16 protein-coding genes and 1 pseudogene are annotated in these 17836 nt (G+C 61.9%); 16 read left to right on the top strand and 1 reads right to left on the bottom strand.

Annotated elements, in window-relative coordinates:
• Positions 1-30 precede the first annotated feature (30 nt).
• Positions 31-759 carry an SOS response-associated peptidase family protein gene (locus ACYAR8_RS12820; protein WP_463580083.1) on the bottom strand — a complete coding sequence of 243 codons (729 nt, stop codon included), beginning with the start codon at positions 757-759 and terminating at the stop codon, positions 31-33.
• A gap of 98 nt (positions 760-857) precedes the next feature.
• Here ACYAR8_RS12820 and ACYAR8_RS12815 point away from each other — a divergent pair, with 98 nt between their 5' ends.
• The 16 genes and pseudogenes from ACYAR8_RS12815 (at position 858) to ACYAR8_RS12740 (ending at position 17703) form a co-directional block, all read left to right on the top strand.
• Positions 858-1298, top strand: a complete 441-nt coding sequence (locus ACYAR8_RS12815; protein WP_065989204.1) for a LexA family protein — start codon at positions 858-860, stop codon at positions 1296-1298.
• Between the two features lie 117 nt (positions 1299-1415).
• Positions 1416-6020 (top strand): AvrE-family type 3 secretion system effector, encoded by a 4605-nt coding sequence (locus ACYAR8_RS12810; RefSeq protein WP_463580082.1) that lies wholly within the window; start codon positions 1416-1418, stop codon positions 6018-6020.
• 130 nt (positions 6021-6150) lie between these two features.
• A pseudogene (locus tag ACYAR8_RS12805) lies at positions 6151-7236 on the top strand (transglycosylase SLT domain-containing protein); the annotation flags it as partial.
• Positions 7237-8301: 1065 nt separating this feature from the next.
• Positions 8302-9243 (top strand): sigma 54-interacting transcriptional regulator, encoded by a 942-nt coding sequence (locus ACYAR8_RS12800; protein WP_083398838.1) that lies wholly within the window; start codon positions 8302-8304, stop codon positions 9241-9243.
• Positions 9244-9397: 154 nt separating this feature from the next.
• Positions 9398-10306: a sigma 54-interacting transcriptional regulator gene (locus tag ACYAR8_RS12795; protein ID WP_074891958.1), complete on the top strand. Its 909-nt coding sequence runs from the start codon at positions 9398-9400 to the stop codon at positions 10304-10306.
• 172 nt (positions 10307-10478) lie between these two features.
• Positions 10479-10808 (top strand): type III secretion system major pilin HrpA, encoded by a 330-nt coding sequence (locus ACYAR8_RS12790; protein ID WP_108122843.1) that lies wholly within the window; start codon positions 10479-10481, stop codon positions 10806-10808.
• A gap of 53 nt (positions 10809-10861) precedes the next feature.
• Positions 10862-11917, top strand: coding sequence for a type III secretion system effector HrpZ (locus tag ACYAR8_RS12785; protein WP_463580080.1), 1056 nt, complete (start codon positions 10862-10864; stop codon positions 11915-11917).
• A 41-nt stretch (positions 11918-11958) separates the two neighbouring features.
• Positions 11959-12333: a type III secretion system inner rod subunit SctI gene (sctI, locus tag ACYAR8_RS12780; RefSeq protein ID WP_108122847.1), complete on the top strand. Its 375-nt coding sequence runs from the start codon at positions 11959-11961 to the stop codon at positions 12331-12333.
• Positions 12334-12342: 9 nt separating this feature from the next.
• Entirely contained in the window at positions 12343-13146 is an 804-nt protein-coding gene (sctJ, locus tag ACYAR8_RS12775) for a type III secretion system inner membrane ring lipoprotein SctJ (protein ID WP_074891950.1), read from the top strand.
• Positions 13146-13688 carry a type III secretion protein gene (locus ACYAR8_RS12770; RefSeq protein ID WP_463580079.1) on the top strand — a complete coding sequence of 181 codons (543 nt, stop codon included), beginning with the start codon at positions 13146-13148 and terminating at the stop codon, positions 13686-13688. Before sctJ ends, ACYAR8_RS12770 begins: the two co-directional genes overlap by 1 nt.
• Before the next feature lie 37 nt (positions 13689-13725).
• Positions 13726-14304 (top strand): type III secretion system stator protein SctL, encoded by a 579-nt coding sequence (sctL, locus tag ACYAR8_RS12765; RefSeq protein WP_463580078.1) that lies wholly within the window; start codon positions 13726-13728, stop codon positions 14302-14304.
• 93 nt (positions 14305-14397) lie between these two features.
• Positions 14398-14622 (top strand): type III secretion protein, encoded by a 225-nt coding sequence (locus ACYAR8_RS12760; protein WP_065989219.1) that lies wholly within the window; start codon positions 14398-14400, stop codon positions 14620-14622.
• Positions 14609-15037: a type III secretion system chaperone family protein gene (locus ACYAR8_RS12755; RefSeq protein WP_463580077.1), complete on the top strand. Its 429-nt coding sequence runs from the start codon at positions 14609-14611 to the stop codon at positions 15035-15037. Before ACYAR8_RS12760 ends, ACYAR8_RS12755 begins: the two co-directional genes overlap by 14 nt.
• 1 nt (position 15038) lies before the next feature.
• Complete coding sequence (gene sctC / locus ACYAR8_RS12750; protein WP_463580076.1) at positions 15039-17141, top strand: type III secretion system outer membrane ring subunit SctC; 2103 nt, start codon at positions 15039-15041, stop codon at positions 17139-17141.
• Positions 17138-17341, top strand: coding sequence for an HrpT family type III secretion system protein (gene hrpT, locus ACYAR8_RS12745; RefSeq protein WP_463580075.1), 204 nt, complete (start codon positions 17138-17140; stop codon positions 17339-17341). Before sctC ends, hrpT begins: the two co-directional genes overlap by 4 nt.
• Before the next feature lie 2 nt (positions 17342-17343).
• Positions 17344-17703: a type III secretion protein HrpV gene (locus tag ACYAR8_RS12740; protein ID WP_463580074.1), complete on the top strand. Its 360-nt coding sequence runs from the start codon at positions 17344-17346 to the stop codon at positions 17701-17703.
• The last annotated feature ends 133 nt before the right edge of the window (positions 17704-17836 follow it).

Raw genomic sequence — 17836 nt, 5'->3', positions numbered from 1 at the left:
TGAGTGCCGTTTGATCACCCCGTGCTGCGATCAGACGTCCTCGTTCTGAACTTCCGCCAGCAGGTCGGGCCCAGCCACGGGCTCGATCAACTGTGCGCCCTCGTTGCGCACATTCCCGACCTCCTTGCCCACGGCATGCCAGCGAAAATCGCTGACCGGCCGGCAGCCTTCCTGCGCGATTTGCGTGAGCCGTGACGCCGGCGTCTGCGGATCGACCCATTCCCGGGCGAGTTCGGGTGTCAGCACCAGCGGGCGGCGGTCGTGGATGTCGAGCATGCCGGCATCGCTCGCTGCGGTGATGATGACGAAGCCGTCGCGTTCGTCCGGATCAAGGCCAGGCCTGACCTGTCCCAATGCGGCGAAATACATCGGTTCCTGATCTTTCAAATGGATGAACCAGGGCTGCTTGCGCTTCGAGTCGTTCGGGTCTTTGACCCATTCATACCAGCCGTTTGCCGGCGCCAGGGCGCGACCGTTCGGCCATAGCTCCTTGAAGAACTTGCCTGTCATCACCGTTTCGACCCGCGCATTGATCGGGTCGGGCCGTTTGCCTTTTGCCCAGTGGGGCGACCAGCCCCAGCGCACTTTGTCGACGCTCAGGCCGTCAGCCACTGGCCGGATGATTTCGACGCGGGTGGTCGGCGCCACGTTGTAACGCTCGATCGGCCAGAGATCATAGCCGTTGATCACCAGCTGCTCTGGCGCAAGGGTTTTGAGGTAATGGTCCATTGGCTCGTAGATCGAATAGCGTCCGCACATGTGTCACCCGTCGAATTTTCCTGCTTACAAGATTGACCGCACGCGGCTGAGAACGTTAACTGTATATACGTACAGTTAACAAACACAAGGTCAGTCCCATGAGTGTCACCATCCTTGGCCGGTTGTCGGCGGCGGGCGAGCGGTTCCCCCTTTATGCCTTTCAAGTGCCGGCAGGTTTTCCCTCGCCGGCGGCCGATCACATCGAGCGGCATATCTCCCTGGACGAGCTGTTCGATATTCGCGCGCCCCACGTCTATCTCGTAAAAATAGAAGGCGACAGCATGCAGGGCGCGGGCATCTATTGCGGCGACCTGGTGATCGTCGACCGCAGCCTCTATGCCGAGCACGGCGACATCGTCATCGCCGCGCTGAATACCGAGCCGGTCTGCAAGCGCCTGCACATGCGGGGCAACGAGGTCATCCTCAAATCCGAGAACACTAAATACCCGCCGCGCTACGTCATGGAAGGCGACGAGCTGTTGATCTGGGGCGTGGTGAAATACAGCGTTCGCGATCACGACAAGGTGATGCATTCATGAGGGGCGGGCCTCTGTTATAGAGAACAGGCAAGGGGGCAGGGGCGAAGGCTCAATCCGATGGGAACCCGCTGGGGGGCGGCAGCCACTCAGGCGGACGCTTCCATGGAATGTCTGCTCATGCGTTTTGATAACCCGTTGCGATCGCTTCAACACTTCGGTGCCTCGGTCTTTCGCCGCCATGACGGCCCGCAGCAGCCCGCCGCCGGGCAAAACCCCGGCGTTGCCCTGCAGCCGTTAGACCCGCCGACGCGTCTCGACCTGGCGGTCAATGCCCAGGGGCGTGTGGAGGTCAGCGATAGAGGGCGCATTGGAGGGCTGGACAACGAACAGCGTCTGTTGAGCGAGATCCTCAACAAGCCGGGCCAGTCGTTTACGAAGCATCCTGGCGGTCAGTTGATCGACGCCCAGGGCTTTGCCGTCAGGGCCGATGCGTCCGCGCATACGGTCCATGCCTATGTTGCTTCCAGGCCTCATCGCACGGGCGGCGTGGCGCCGGCGATACCCTTCGACAAGGGGCATCTGGCCCAGAAAAGCGGCATCTTCGAAGGCGCTGGCAGGGACGTCTGGACCCTTCATGACAAGCAGCTTTTTCGCTTTGGCGGCGACGCCAGTTGGCACGCCGCCGGGCTGCCAACCGGGCACGAGGGCACGTTCAAATCATTGAGCCTTGACGGCAACGATGTCCACGCCCTTGATGAAGCAGGCGTTGTCTGGAAGCTGGGTGACGGTCAGCCAACGCGCGTGATGTTTGCTCATCCGGTCAGTGCGACGGCGATACGGGGCAATGAGTTGCTCGGTGTGTCGACAGACGACGGGGCCGTTCATCTGGAAGAGCCTGAAGGTCGCTCCACGGAACTGACCCTCAACAACGCGCCCTTGGGTGATAAAAAAGCCGACAAGCCTTCAGCCATCGGTATCGCCGGGCCACATCTGCTGATGGTCGACGGCGGCGGGCGTTTGCACAAAGGTCGGTTGCCCACCGGTGAACAGTGGCCGGACTCGCTCAATCTACAGCCCCACGCTGCGAGGGAGTTGGCGGTCGCGGAGTTTGGCAAGCTGACCTTCAGCGGTCTGTTCAATGACCAGACCGGCAATCTGAACGCGCGGTTCAAGGACGCCCATGGCAAGGAGCACACCGCTCAATGGGACGCCACGAAGGGTGATTTCGTGCCCGGCTGGAATCTCAGTCAATCAACCGCAGTGGTCAGGCAGCAGAATTTGCCGGCGTTGGTGCCAGACGCCCACGAGATGATTCATCTGGACGGCGGCAGCGTGGCGCACAAGGACGGTCAGTTATTGGTGCAAGACCCGAGAACCGACGAGTGGAGCAAAGGTTCGGAGTCGAGTCTGCAAGACCTGCATCAGGGCAACGACGGCTTCGCCTACGTGGTCGATAAAGAAGGCGCGGTCAAGCGTCTGGCCGTGCAGGCCCAGGCGTTGTCGCGGACGATGGGCAGCGGACCGGACCTCACCACCGGCCATGGCACTGAGGTAAAGGCGGGTGCGACGTTGCGTGGCGCCCACGACGTTGTCGCGGAAAAAATCGCAGTGCTCAACGATGATCGCTACGTCACCCTGAGCGACGGACACCTGCGCACCCACGACCAGAAAGGCACGCGTCAGGCACTGCCGCCGTTGCCGGGATTTGGCGACGACGAGACGCTGGGCATTCCGGATCCCCATGAGGTCGACCAGCGCCACATTCAGGACATGACCATCGCAGGCGGCGATCTTTACGTACTTAAGGCCGGCGCGCTGTTTCGCATGGCGGCGCAACACTGGCAGGGCGGAAAACAGGGCCTGGGTGTTCATCATCAGGATCAGTCCGCCTGGAGCCTGGTTGAGCCGAATCTGCCAGCGGGCGTCTCGCTGGACAGCATTCGCACGGCCCCCGATGGCGCGTTGCTGGTGAAGCATGGCGACACCGAGCAGCAATTGAATGCCGACGGCAGCCTGACTGCGAAAGCGCCACAGAACCCCAAGCTGACGCGGCAGCATGATTTGCATCAACGCCTGGCCGAACGCGAGCACGCCCTCGGAGGTTTCACCCGCCGCGGCAACCTCAAGGTCAACGCCGCCGTGCTGGGCCGGTCCAATATGGAAACGGTCACGCCCAAGGAAGCCACGCCCGGCCCATTGAGCTACCTGAGGTCGCACTTGCGCGTCGGGGCCGGCCTGCGCAAGCCGTTTGACAAGGCCACCCATGTTTTCAAGGGCCGCAAAGGCCTGGCGGATGTCTATCAAACCGAATCGGACATGCTGGCGCGGCTGGATCAACGCTGGAGGATGAGGCCCACGGCCAGGGTCCCGGCGATGAGTGCGCGGCTGGAGCAGATTCGCGGCAATGGCGCGTTCATCAACAATCCCAAGGCTGATCTGCTCGCCGACGTCATCGAGCAAGCCACCCAGGCGGTTGCCGAAGACACCGAGCGGCTGCTGCGCTCCCTGGCCCAGGACCATGGTGTCCTGACGAGCGACGGGCAGGACAACCCGACGTTCATGCCGTCGAAACCGGTTGCCAACGACATGGTGGCCGGGTTGGCGCACTCCCTGGCGGTTTCCGGCGTGACCGATACACCGTTGAACGGGTTGCTTGAACAGCTGACGTCCCAGCGCTTTCAGGTCGGCCATCGCAAGCCCGATGGGGACCGTGACAGGGGCGATGCGCAGGCGCTGGTCAAGGCGCGGCTGGCGCTCAACGCCGATGTGCTCTTTCAGTTGAATCAGCAGCTTGATCTGCTCACGGCGGCGGCCCGCGAAGGCAATACCTCGAACGCGCTGCTCGATGGCGTGGCCAACACCCTGGAGCAGACTTACGCGAAGGAATACGCCAACGCGCCGCTGAAGAAATACACCGACGCCGGGTTTCGCAGCCACACGGAACTCGAGGCCAGCTACGACGCCAGCAAGACCATGCTCAAATACTTCCGTGACGAAAAGCACCCGATGACGCAGAACCTGCGCGCCGGAATGGACGTCCCGCCTGCGCGCATGAGCGAAGAACTGAGCACGGCACTGCGTCAGCTCAAACCCCGGGAGAACCTGAAAATAAGCCGCAACTATGCCGGCAACGTCACCGCCGGCGTCAGCGGTCCGGTCACCGGGCCGGCGTATCTGGGCGGACGGGTCAATGTCGAGCCGGAGCGCACCTACGGCCTGACCTTTACCCGCTACGAGCGCGGGCTCAAGGTCTCGATGAACCGCGACGGCGCCGTGGCCGGTGGCGGCAACATCGGCTTCGGTGCCGGGTTTGCCGATCACGCCGCTCCGAAACAGGACACCTCCGCCAACCTGATACAGAACGGCAGCTGGATGGGCGTCAGCGCCGACCTCAAATACAAATACACCCAGAGCAACGCGCTGAGTTTCTTTGTGCGCGACGAGGACATCGAAGGCTTCGTGCGGGACCTGACCAGCACACCGTTGCAAAAAAGCGGCGACGCGCAGGGGGCGGTGGCCAGCCGGCTGCACCCACTGTCTTTCCTGGATGAAAGCGCCGAGCAGGAACTGCGCACCGGTACCAAGCACAACGCCGATGTAGACCTGAACCTCGGCGCCGAATACCGGCTCAATGCAGGGCAGATCGGCGCGAAGCCGGTCAAGGGCTTCATGCGTCTTTCCGCTGGCGCTGTGGGCACCGCCAACCTCGCCAGCTACGAGCGCGAGCGAGTGAAAGGGCGCGGGTCGGACGGTTTGCGCACGGACATTCGCACCGACAACAGGGTGCGTTTTCTGGAGAAGGGCGGCGCGACCGCCTACGCGCGGTTGTTCGATGCTGCGTTCAGCTCGCAGCCTAATCGCGTGTTTCTGTCGGGCGGGGTGCCGACGGGTGTCACCGCCAGCGTGGTGGTGGAAAACAAGACCGGCAAAGCGTTCGATATCCGTTTCAAGGACACGTTGCCGTTACTGCCGGCCGAGACCAAAGCGCTCGCCAGCACGCTGGAAAAGGCGTTTCCGTTGATCGATGCGCCGGACCTGTCGGGCAAGGACGCAAAGGCGCAACTGGAAGCGCTGGCGTCGACCTACGCCACCGTGGCGATCCCGCCCGCCGAACCGTTGACCAACGCTCAGTACGCCGCGCTCAACAGCCTCAGCCAGACCCGGCGCCAGGACAAGGCGGCGGATCAGAACACGCGGCTGATGACGACCATGGATTTCACCACCAAACAGAGCAACGTCAACCGCATCGACCGCGCCAGCAACAGCAAGCGCGCCACTGATCCGGTGCGCGTCTGGCTGGGGGGAACGACCAACTCGGGCAATGCCGAGAGAATCGCCGGGTTGATGAGTCAGGACCCCCAACTGGCCGGGCTGGTGAAGGAGCTTCAGGACCGCAGGGGCACTACCCGGGCGGAGATCAAGCTGGAAGTGACGGACGACGCGAAGGCCACGATTGATCAGCAGGCCATCGCCGGGACCCTCACCGACGCCACGTTGAAGGCGATTCTGGACGACGAACAAAACCTGCGGATCAAGAGCATTTCGGTGTTCCGCAACGCCGCCAAAGAAGACTCCTTCACCTTGCCCGGGATCTGGACCAACTTCCGCAGCGGCAGCAACCTGAGTGTCGAGCGGCTGCGCGGCGAGATCACCTTCGACTACGCCGAAGCCCAGCAGGCGCCGGTGGGATACAAACTTGAGGGGCAATTGACTGCCGAGCGCGACACGCCGTCATTGAGGGGCATGGCGGCCCCGGGTGCGGGCAGCTATCGCCCGACGTGAGTGCATTGCTCACCCGCTTCGGTCGGCGTTGTCAGTCCGACCGAAGGGTAATTTCCGCTATTCAGCCCCTCGCCACGGAACCGTTCAGGCAACCGTGCCACACAGCATAAACCTCTCAGGATGACCTCCCATGCCGCCTGCCTCCCGCCCGTATTCGGGCGCTCTGCGTGTCGTTCGTCCAATGCGCATCGCTTCACTGATCGTCGCGATCTTGTGTGCCGGTTGCCAGTCTTACGGCCCGCCCGAGGCAAGCACCGAACGCACGCCGCGCCTGGTCGCGGGCCTCAATCGCAGCGTTGAGCCGGTGGCGTATTCGCGGCCGGCGCAACCCTACGACGGCAGTGATATCTGGCAGCGCATGGGACAGGATTTCCGTCTGGCCGACGACAACGGCGTCAATGAACGCATCGTGCGCCAGCGCAACTGGCTTCTCGGTAATGCAGGGTTCATCCGCAATGCCAGCCAGCGGGCCAGCCCGTATTTGCACTTCATCGTCGAAACCCTCGATCAACGCGCAATGCCGGCAGAGCTGGCCTTGTTGCCGATCATCGAAAGCGCCTATAACCCCAAAGCCAATTCGATCCGCGACGCGGCCGGGCTGTGGCAGTTCATGGCGGCCACCGGGCGTGACTTCGACCTGCGCCAGACCGCCTGGTACGACGGCCGTCGGGACGTGGTGGCCTCCAGCAAAGCGGCGATGGATTACCTGACGCGTCTGCACAGCCAGTTCGGCGGCGACTGGTTGCTGGCGATGGCGGCCTATAACGCGGGGGAGGGCACAGTAAGCCGGGCCATCGACGCGAATCAGCGACGAGGGCTGCCGACCGATTACTGGCACCTGAGCCTGCCAAAGGAAACCCAGGATTACGTGCCGCGCCTGCTGGCGCTGTCGTTGCTGGTGCGCGAACCCGAGACCTATGGCGTAAAACTTAGCCCGGTGGCCAACGCGCCGTATTTCACGGTGCTGGAGCTGGCGCGGCCGGTGGATCTGGAGCGCCTTGCCGTCACTGCCGGCATTGATCGCTCGGTGCTGTTGAACCTCAATCCGGCATTTCTGCGCAAGAAAACCGCCGACGGACCCTCTCGCCTGCTGGTGCCTCGCGACCAGTTCGAGCAGCTTTCCGCCACCGTGGACAAAATGACCGACGACGTCATGCACGGTAACGAGGCACTGGCGGTCAGTACTGCCACGGCGTCAGCCGGCATCGTGCGTCCCTGAGCCGACGCCTCGCCCGCAACGTTGTCCGCCTCAGGCCCATTTTTGGCAGCAATAGGCTCGCCGTGTGTCGATTCGGATACGATTCTGCACGCCTGGTTTGCACGCCCCATGGGCCCGAGCCAGCGGGTGAGACCTGTCCGCACACTCAATTAACGAAAATTTCACCAAACTTTTCCAGCGTTGTGTAAAAGCGCTGATACATCGTGGCCAGTCGCCGCGGAAGACACAATTAGAAACATCCGCTGCGACAGGTGGATGAGTGCTTCGGCTCGGTGAGCAGTGCCTGTTAAGTCATCTTCGGTGACAACGATTAGTTGGATCCTATTATCGAATCAGCATTGATGCGCAAACCTTTGCCGCGGGTTTAATCGTCCAGACCAGAACGCGCGATATGCCCGACCCGCTAAACTCAAGGGGTCTGGACCTATACGCGGGAGTACAGTAAATCATGTTCGGAAAACCGAGTTAAAACGGTCGGATTTCCGAACGTAGTTAAACTAGCGGCGCTCGAAACTAACAAGACGCAGGCAAGTGATTGAGCAACTTCAACAGTGTATGTCGCGTTATATAAGTTATCGGAAGCTGTGCTGTATAAGTCTGGCGAGTAAGTTAGTTCTCATTAGTAGTGGGCAGGGGTGGATGTTTAATAGACGGCGGCCCATCGCGCACGATCAAGTTCAACCAGGTCTGAAAGTACACTTAATAAGTGAGCTGAATTGTCAACCGCCGCGCGACGGTCAGGAAGACCCGGCAGAGGGAGACGGAATGCACCATGGCAGAGCATAACCTGATGATTGTTAAGCTATTGTGATGCAGGCACGAGGCAGTTCGGGCGTTTTGGCGACCCGGGTAAGTCAGCGTCCAGTCGGGGGCAAGGGATAATTTTAAATAGTCGTTTGAATGTTTTGTGAATGATTAGTTGTCGATGTCAGTAAGGTCAAAGTGATATCACTGAATCGATGTGAAGTAGTCCTCACGCCGTCGGGGAACTAAATTTAATTATTGCTGCCTTTGTAATGCGTGGTATTAATAAATCGCTTGCTCCCACTACGAGAGGTATCGATGAAAGAAGAAATCGATGTGAGCGACTGTTCGTGTCAGCCTGAAAATGTGGCGCTGGATATCCAGCAAATAGCATTGAATACCGCAAATCTGAGTATGGATCTGCTGCTGTGCGGGGAGACAGGAACAGGCAAAGATACACTGGCCAAACGTATTCATGACTTGTCCGGGCGGACAGGTTCTTTCATTGGCATGAACTGCGCGGCGATTCCGGAATCCCTGGCGGAAAGTCAGCTGTTCGGGGTGGTCAACGGCGCTTATACCGGCGTCAGCCGATCCCGTGAGGGGTACATCGAGGCCGCCTGTGGTGGCACGCTGTATCTGGACGAAATCGACAGCATGCCGTTGAGCCTGCAGGCCAAGCTGCTGCGGATTCTGGAAACCCGGGGCATCGAGCGACTGGGTTCGACCGATTTCATACCGGTGGATCTTCGGGTCATCGCCTCGGCGCAGCGCCCTCTGGATGAACTCGTGGAACAAGGGCTTTTTCGTCGCGATCTGTTTTTCCGGCTCAATGTGCTGACCATTCAAATGCCAGCCTTGCGCAAGCGTCGCGAACAGATCCTGCCATTGTTCGACCAGTTCACCCAGCAAGTCGCCGCCGATTTTGGCTGCCCGGTCGCGGAGCTGGACAATCGTCTGGTGCAGTTGCTCCTCAGCCATTCTTGGCCCGGCAACATTCGCGAGTTGAAGTCTGCCGCCAAACGATTTGTGCTGGGGTTCCCGCTGCTGGGCGGTGATGCGCCTGCGGACCGTGATCTGGAAACCGGCCTGAAGACCCAGCTGCGGGTCATCGAAAGGATGCTCATCGAGGACGCACTCAAACGTCACAAACACAGCCTGGAAGCGGTGGTGCAGGAGCTCGAAATTCCCCGGCGCACCTTGTATCACCGAATGAAAGAGCTGGGGATGAATGATGCGGATGAAGCAGTCCTGATTTAGAGGGATCGGCTTTAGCCGGGAAGGCGTCAGGCGTTACACCACACATCTGGTGACGCTCACACTGGCCTCTTCCCGGCTAAAGCCGGTCCCACTCACTTCGCAGCCAATCTCGCGCAGCCAATGTCGCGTAACCCTGAACTACCAGAGGTCGTGGATGAGTGTGTACGAGTTATTCGATGAGCAACTGGAGGACGACCACCAGGTGCCGAACCTGCGCGTGGTTGCCCGCAGTCTCGGTCATTTGGGGATCGACCTGCTGCTGTCGGGCGAGACCGGCACAGGCAAGGACACCGTCGCCAGCCGGATCCACGCGCTGTCCGGGCGCAAGGGCCGGCTGGTCGCGATGAACTGCGCGGCCATTCCGGAATCCCTGGCCGAGAGCGAACTGTTCGGCGTGGTCAGCGGCGCCTACACCGGTGCGGATCGGGCGCGGGTCGGCTACATCGAGGCCGCTCAGGGCGGCACGCTGTACCTCGACGAGATCGACAGCATGCCCCTGAGCCTGCAAGCCAAACTCCTGCGGGTGCTGGAAACACGTTCGGTCGAGCGGCTCGGCTCGACATCGCCGATTGCCCTGGACGTCTGCGTCATCGCCTCGGCCCAGCGCTCCCTTGACGAGATGGTCGAGCAGGGGCGCTTTCGCCGGGACCTGTATTTCCGCTTGAACGTCTTGACCGTGACCCTGGCGCCCTTGCGCGAGCAACGGGCACGCATCCTGCCGCTGTTCGCGCGTTTTGCTGAGGCGGCGGCGCAGGAATCGGGTATTCCGGTGCCCGAGACCACTGGCGTGCTGCGCCACGTCCTGCTCAACCACGACTGGCCGGGCAATATTCGCGAACTGAAATCAGCGGCCAAGCGTCACGTGATGGGTTTTCCGCTGCTGGGCGGAGAGGCCAGCGAAGAGGGCGAATCATCAGGCCTGAAATCGCAGTTGCGGGTCATCGAAAAAGCGCTGATTCAAGCCGCGCTCAAGCGCCACAACAACAGCGTCGATGCCGTGAGCCAGGAGCTCGAGATCCCCCGTCGGACGCTCTACCACCGCATGAAAGAACTTGACGTCTGACCTCCGTTAATCCCGCTTTCTCTGGCGACACCCCCCCCCCGTATACACAGCCAGAGCCGCAGCTTCCGGCCCATCCCGAATTTTATTGAGCCACATGCGGAACCGATCCTGAGGTCCGGGCCACCCATTGGCACCAAGCACTTTCGCTGGTGATGACTCAGGAGTGTTCGATATGAATCCAATCTCAATGGTCGGTGGCTTGGCCAACAGCGCTATCAACGCGGGTGGGCAAATGACTCAGCAGGCAGCCAGCGCTGTGACCAACGTTAAGCAGGAAAACCAGATCACCGAGTCCGCCGCCCCTTCCAAGGCCGAAGCGGCACAGAACGCCGCCACCGAAAAGGCCGATGCAAGCCAGGCGCGCCTGATTGCCATGCAGACCGAAGCCGACATCCGCAAGCAGACCAACGACGTCCTCAGCGCTATCCGCTCCGGCAAGGAAGACAGCGCCAACAAGGCGATCAGTGCCGAGGCGCAGAACGCCAAGGGCATCAGCTACTGATCGGTCCGAGCGCCCCCTGAAAAGGGGGGCATCCACCTAAGGATGGAGGTTTCATGCTAAGTCTCAATGCCAATACCAGTCCGCTGCAAAACCTGCACATCGGCACCGTGGCTTCCCAGCCGACGTCAGGCGGCGACAAGACCCCGCAGTCGCTCAAGGACGTCATCGATCAGCTCGCTCAGGCGCTGACCAAAGGCGGGCACCTGGACAAGGAATCGCCGCTGGGCCAGATGGTCGGCAAGCAGATGGAGAAGAACAACCCGTTGGCGTCCCTGGCCGGCGGCAGCCCGGACATGATCAAGGCCGCGCTGGGCGACCTGATCAAAGACAAGCTGGGCGACAACTTTGGTGCTGCCGCCGATGCAGGTCAGGCGGGTGCCGGCGCACCGGACTTGATGTCGCAGACCCTCAACGGTCTGGCCAAGGCGTCCCTGGATGATCTGCTGACCAAGACGGACAAGGGCACGACCTTCTCCAAAGACGACATGCCGCTGCTGGAAAAAATCGCCGAATTCATGGACCAGCGCACGGCCCAGGATCCGGTCAAATTCCCGGCACCGGACTCGGGCTCCTGGAAGAACGAACTCACGGCTGAGGGCGACAACTTCCTCGACGGCAAAGAGACCGCTGACTTCCGTTCTGCGCTCGACTCTCTGGGTGGTCAACTCGGCCAGCAACAAAGCGGCCTCAGTGATGCCGGCGGCGGATCGCCACTGGGTAACCCGATCGGCAGCCTTTCTCCCTCTGATCTATCGGGCGGCGCTGCGCAGACCCCGAACAGCGTGAATCAAGACCTCGGCCAACTGCTCGGCGATCTGCTGCAGAAGGGCGTCAATGCCAGCGTCGGCGGCGGCCTCGGCACGCCGATGAACGACGCGTCTCAGTCGGGCGGTGCCACCAATAGCGTGACCCAGGATCTGGGACAACTGCTCAGCGGCCTGATCAAGAAAGGGCTCGAAGCTGAACAGAACGGTGCCGGCGTCAGTGGCGCAGGCGGGCAATCTAATCCGTTCGCCCAGCACGATCAGCAAAACATGCTGGCCCAGGCCGCTTCCGCCCTCGTCTCGGCGCTGGTGGGCGGCGGTAGCAACAGCAACACCCTTTCCTGAAGCAATCTGTACGCATCGACACCGTCTGCCGGAGAACGCCCATGACCCTTTCCAATGTCAACCAACTCAAATCGCCGTCCACCGATCTTGAGCCGCGCCTGGATCAGGGATTGGTCAGCGGGCCTTCGCAGGCGGACGTCGATCTGTTCAACGCCGCCATGCGCCCTGAAATGTCGATGCAGCAGAGCCATTTGTCCGAACAGATCGCCAGCGCGCTATCGGAACGTCTTGGCGCCACCGACAAGCTGTCGCAGCAAGCGGCGCGCAAGATGAAACGGGCGTCCACCACCGACGACCCGCTGGAAATTTCCCAGATGAGCCGGTCGCTGTCGCAGTATTCGCTGCAGATGGCGCTGACCACCAAAGTCGTCAGCAAGAGCGCCCAGGCCCTCGATAAACTGACCAACCTGCAGTAGAGGCATGCCGTGAAATACCTGACTGCGGGACTGATCTGCCTGATGCTGCTGCTCAGCGGTTGCAGCGATGACACGGACCTGTTCACCGGGATGTCCGAGCAGGATTCCAATGACGTGATCGCCAGCCTCGCCGACCAGCACATCGACGCGCGCAAGCGCAGCGAGAAGACCGGCGTGGTCATCAGCGTGCCGACCGCCGAGATCAATCGCGCGGTGCGGATCCTCGATGCCGCCGGCCTGCCCCATCGATCGCGCACCAGCCTGGGTGAAATCTTCAAGAAGGAAGGGGTGATTTCCACGCCGCTGGAAGAGCGCGCGCGGTACATCTACGCCTTGTCCCAGGAGCTGGAGGCGACGCTGTCGCAGATCGACGGGGTGATCGTCGCCCGCGTGCATGTCGTGCTGCCCGAACGCATCGCGCCGGGCGAACCGGTGCAGCCAGCGTCGGCGGCGGTGTTCATCAAGCACACCGCGGCCCTCGACCCCGACAGCGTGCGCGGGCGTATTCAGCAAATGGTTGCCAGCAGCATTCCCGGCATGTCCGGCGAGCCGCTGGATTCGAAGAAATTCGCCATCGTGTTCGTGCCGGCGGCGGAGTTTCAAGACACCGAACGGCTGGTGAATTTCGGGCCGTTCCTGATCGACAGCGCCAACCTCGGCTTCTGGAATCGCATGCTGTGGCTCGCGCCGTTTGCCGCGCTGCTGTTGATTGCGTTGATCGTCCTGGTGCTGCGTGGCGACTGGCGTGACGCGCTGTTGCAACGGATCGGCCTGCGCCGGGGGGCACGGACGAGCATGCCGGTGCGGGCGTAATGCTCAGCGCCGAGGAGCACTGGATTCGTTGGTGGTGCGCTCCATGGGAGTGGGCCCATGCCGACTGGATCGACGTGTTCGCCGACCATTGCGGCATGACCCGCGAGGACTGCACCGAATTGCTCGGCACTCGCCACGACGTGTTTCTGCACAGCGTCGGCGTGGTCCCGAGCCAGCCGCCGCCGCCCGTTGACTCGCTGATGCAATGGCTGCAACTGGATACAACGCAGCAGCAACGCGCGTTATCCCTGGCTGGCCGGATCTGTTTCGGCCAAGGCGGGCAGGCGAGTCCTGACGATGCCGGGCAGGTGCATGAGCCCTGGTGCCGCGCGGTGGCCAAGGCGTTGCGGCCCGGCTTATGGCTGGACCCTTCGGTGAGCGATGCGCGCATCTTGCTGGCGGCCTGGGCGGGCGAGCCTTGCTGGTCGCGGCTGCGCCTGTCCTGGGCGCCGGATGCCTTGCCGCCGCCCTGTGCCGAGCTCCCCGAGAACAAGCTGCAAACCCTGTGGCAATCGGTGTTATGGCGGGTGTCGACGCCTTGATGATTGCGGTTACCTCATTGTTTTTCAGGAGCTGAACATGCTCGCCAAGCGTCGTCTCGTGTTGTCTTCATCCGCTGTGCTGGTCACCGACATCCTGCGTCGCGAAGACCTGGCCGGTACCGTGCTCGCCGCTGAAGTCCTGGACAACGCCCGGGCAGAAGCCGAACAGATGCTTGCCGCTGCCCACGCCCAGGCGCAGCACGAAAAGGATCAGGCGCTGGCGCACTTCTGGAACAGCGCCAACGGTTTTCTTGAGCAACTGGAGCAGCAGCGCCTGGCCTTGGTCGAGGAATCCATGGAGGCTGTGGAAACGTTGCTCAACGAGGCCCTTGCCGAGTTGCTCGACCAGACCACGCTCGCTGAACGCAGCCGCGCACTGATGCGGCATCTCGCTGCCGGGCAGACCGCCGAAACCACCGCCGTGCTCAGCGCCCATCCCGACCTGCTCGACAGCCTCGGCGATTGGTTGTCGGCCAGCCGTTTTGCCGGCCACTGGCAGCTCAAGGCTGACCCGGTGCTGGCGCCGCAGACCCTGCGCCTGAGCGATGCCAACGGCGCGTTCGACATCGACTGGGACAGCCTGCGACGCGGGCTCGCGGGGTCTTCGGCGCAATAATGAGTTTTTCTTGACTCGGTTGTGACGGTTGATGGAACCGGAGCGGCCGCAGGTTCCACTCAGGGGTTGAATCCCTCAGTTGGAGCCACCGGCATGATCAGTTTCAAATCCCTGCAAAACCACCTCGATCACTCCTATTCCCGCGCCCAGGACGACATGCAGGACGCCGCCGAAACCGCCTCGGAAAGCGGCACCATGGAAGACTTCCAGGCGTTCAGCGATGCCTCGCAGCAGACCAACGTCGCCAACATGATTCTCAACGAAGGGCTGCGCGCCAAACACGGCATCACCAAAGCGATCATCGATGGAATTCAGTGAATTCAGCGCGATCCTTGCTCAGTGGTGCGAGCGACGTCCGCTCGTGCCGCTGGACTGCTGGATCGACGATGCCAACGCGCGACTCGCCGTCTCGGGCAACGGCATTCGCCTGAGCCTCGATGTGCTCGATCCCTACGACGGCAGCGACCCGCAGCGCCTCGACGCGGTACTCGCCCAGGGCGGTGCCGGCGTGGCCTGTGCCTGCGAGGGCGGACTGGCCATCGACCCCGACACCCGCTGTGTGGTGTTGGTCAGTTTGGTCGCCGACCCCTGCAATCCCACGCAACTGCTCGAACGTCTGGAGCGCCTGGCCAATCAGCGCGCCGCGATGCTCAGCCTCATGCAAACCTCGATTCGCAGCGCGACCGCCTCGTCGTCCCGCTCGACCCTCAAAACCTGGCAACCGGGAGTGTGAAATGCGCAAGGCCTTAATGTGGTTGCCTTTGCTGATGATCGGCATCGGTGCGCCGGCGCTGGCCGCGGTGCCTGACGCCTGGAAACACACCGCCTACGCCTACGACGCGCGGCAGACCGAACTGGCGACTGCCCTGGCAGACTTCGCCAAGGAGTTCGGCATCGGCCTGGACATGCCTGCGATGCCGGGCACGCTGGATGGGCGCATTCGTGCACAGAACCCGCAGGAATTCCTCGACCGGCTCGGTCAGGAGCACCACTTCCAGTGGTTCGTCTACAACGAAACCCTGTACATCAGCCCGACCAGCGAGCAGACCTCGGCGCGCATCGAAGTTTCGCCGGAAGCGGTCGATGACCTGCAGCAGGCGCTGTCGGATGTCGGCCTGCTGGACAAGCGCTTCGGTTGGGGTGCATTGCCCGACGAAGGCGTGGTGCTGGTGCGCGGTCCGGCCAAGTACGTCGACTTCGTGCGCAGTTACAGCAAGAAGGTCGAGGCACCGGAAAAAGCCGAGAAGCAGGACGTCGTGGTCCTGCCGCTGAAGTACGCCAACGCCGCTGACCGCACCATTCGCTATCGCGATCAACAGCTCACCGTCGCCGGCGTCGCGAGCATTCTTCAGGAGCTGCTGGAAAGCCGCTCCCGAGGCGAATCCATCAACGGTGTCAACCTGCTGCAAGGGCAGGGTGGTACTGCCGGGTCTGGAGGCGGCACCACGTCGTCGGGCCTGAATTATGGCGGCATGCAAGGTCAGGGCTTCGACACCGGCGCCATCGAACAGGGGCTGGACCGGGTGCTGGGTTCCCGTGGCAAACGCGGCGGGTCCTCCAGTGAAGAGAAGGGCCGTTCGAAGATCCGCGTCAGCGCCGACGTGCGCAATAACTCGGTGCTGATTTACGACCTGCCCAAGCGCCGGGCAATGTACGAGAAGCTGGTCAAGCAACTGGACACGCCGCGTAACCTGATCGAGATCGATGCGGTGATTCTCGACATCGACCGCAACGAGCTGGCGCAGCTGTCCAGCCGCTGGAATTTCAAGGGCGGCAGCGTGAGCGGCGGCGCCAACCTGTTCGAGCAGGGCACCAGCACCACGCTGTTTATCCAGGACGCCGGCAAATTTTCGGCCGACCTGCATGCCCTCGAAGGCAACGGCGCGGCGTCGGTGATCGGCAACCCGTCGATCCTGACCCTGGAAAACCAGCCGGCGGTGATCGACTTCAGCCGCACTGAATACCTCACCGCCACTTCCGAGCGGGTTGCGGACATCGTGCCCATCACGGCGGGCACCAGCTTGCAGGTGATTCCGCGCTCTCTGGATCAGAACGGCAAGTCCCAGGTCCAGCTTATCGTCGATATTGAAGACGGCCAGATCGACACCTCGCAAATCAACGAAGACCAGCCGTCTGTGCGCAAGGGCAACGTGAGTACCCAGGCGGTGATCGCCGAGCACGGCTCGCTGGTGATCGGCGGATTCCATGGGCTGGAAACCACCGACAAGGTCAACAAAATCCCGCTGCTGGGCGACATTCCGGTGATCGGCAAGCTGCTGTTCCAGTCCCGCAGCCGCGAGCTGAACCAGCGTGAGCGTCTGTTCATCCTCACGCCTCGGCTGATCGGCGATCAGATCAACCCGGCGCGCTACGTGCAGAACGGCAACCCCCACGACGTCGATGACCAGATGAAGCGCATCAAGGAGCGTCGCGACGGTGGCGAACAACCGACCCGTAGCGATGTGCAGAACGCCTTCACCCAGTTGCTCGACGGCGTCACCCCGGTGGGCTTCAACAGCGGCGAGACTTTGCCGTTCGAAGCCGACAGCCTGTGTGATCCGGGTACCGGGCTGACCATGGATCGCCAGCGTTCGCAGTGGTTTACCCGCAAGGATTGGGGTGTCGCGGTGGTCGTGGCGCGCAACACCACCAGCAAACCGGTGCGCATCGACGAAAGCCGCTGCGGCGGTCGCTGGGTGATGGGCGTCAGCGCCTGGCCCCACGCGTGGCTGCAGCCGGGGGCGGAGAGTGAAATCTACATCGCCCTGCGCCAGCCGCAGGTGTCGAGCAAGGCCAAACAGAACCGACCTTCGCTGCTCAAGGGGGCTACACGATGAACCTGCGCGGTTTGCTTTTGCTGTTTCTGGTCACCTCCACGTTGGCGGGGTGTGCCACCCAAGGTTGTTCGGGTTATTCGTGCAAGCGGCCGGATTCCAATGACCGGGAGCTGGTGATCTGGTGGCCGCCGGACATGCGTCAGGGGATTGATGAGCGTGACCATGAGCAGGATTTTACTGTGGTGCCATTGAAGGACTGAGCATGATTCGGGTATCGGAAAAATCAGCGTTTTATGCCCATGTCGCCGCCGAGCGTGCGGCGATCTGGCCGGTGGCTGCGGGCGTGGCGTTTGTCAGTCGACGTGAGCACCGGGACTGGGGCATTGCGCTGCATATCGAGGGTCGCGCTTTGCGCCCGGAGCAGTTGCGCGATGCGTTGGAGCGGCGTTTTTCCCAGGCGGAGTTGTTTAACGATTTCTTTCTGTTTCTGGATGTGCAGCGGGATTTTGTGGTTTGGCATGCGGTGCCGGATGCGCAGGGGGCGGCGGTGAGTCTGGACAGTATTCGTCGGCAGGAGCTGGAGCTAGCGGGGTTGGGGCATTTGAGTGATGTTTTGCAGTGATTCAAGATCCTTAAGATCAAGGGCGTCTGCCTGGGGGCAGACTGTTTCGCCTTCGGCGACTTACTTTTGAAAAGCACCAAAAGTAAGCAAAAGTGCCTGCTCCTGGTTTGGCCCGACTTCGTCGGGTTCCCTC

Source organism: Pseudomonas sp. HP_01 (genome assembly GCF_055284355.1).
Note: the sequence above shows the minus strand (reverse complement) of the source record. Positions and strands in the feature narration are given on the sequence as shown.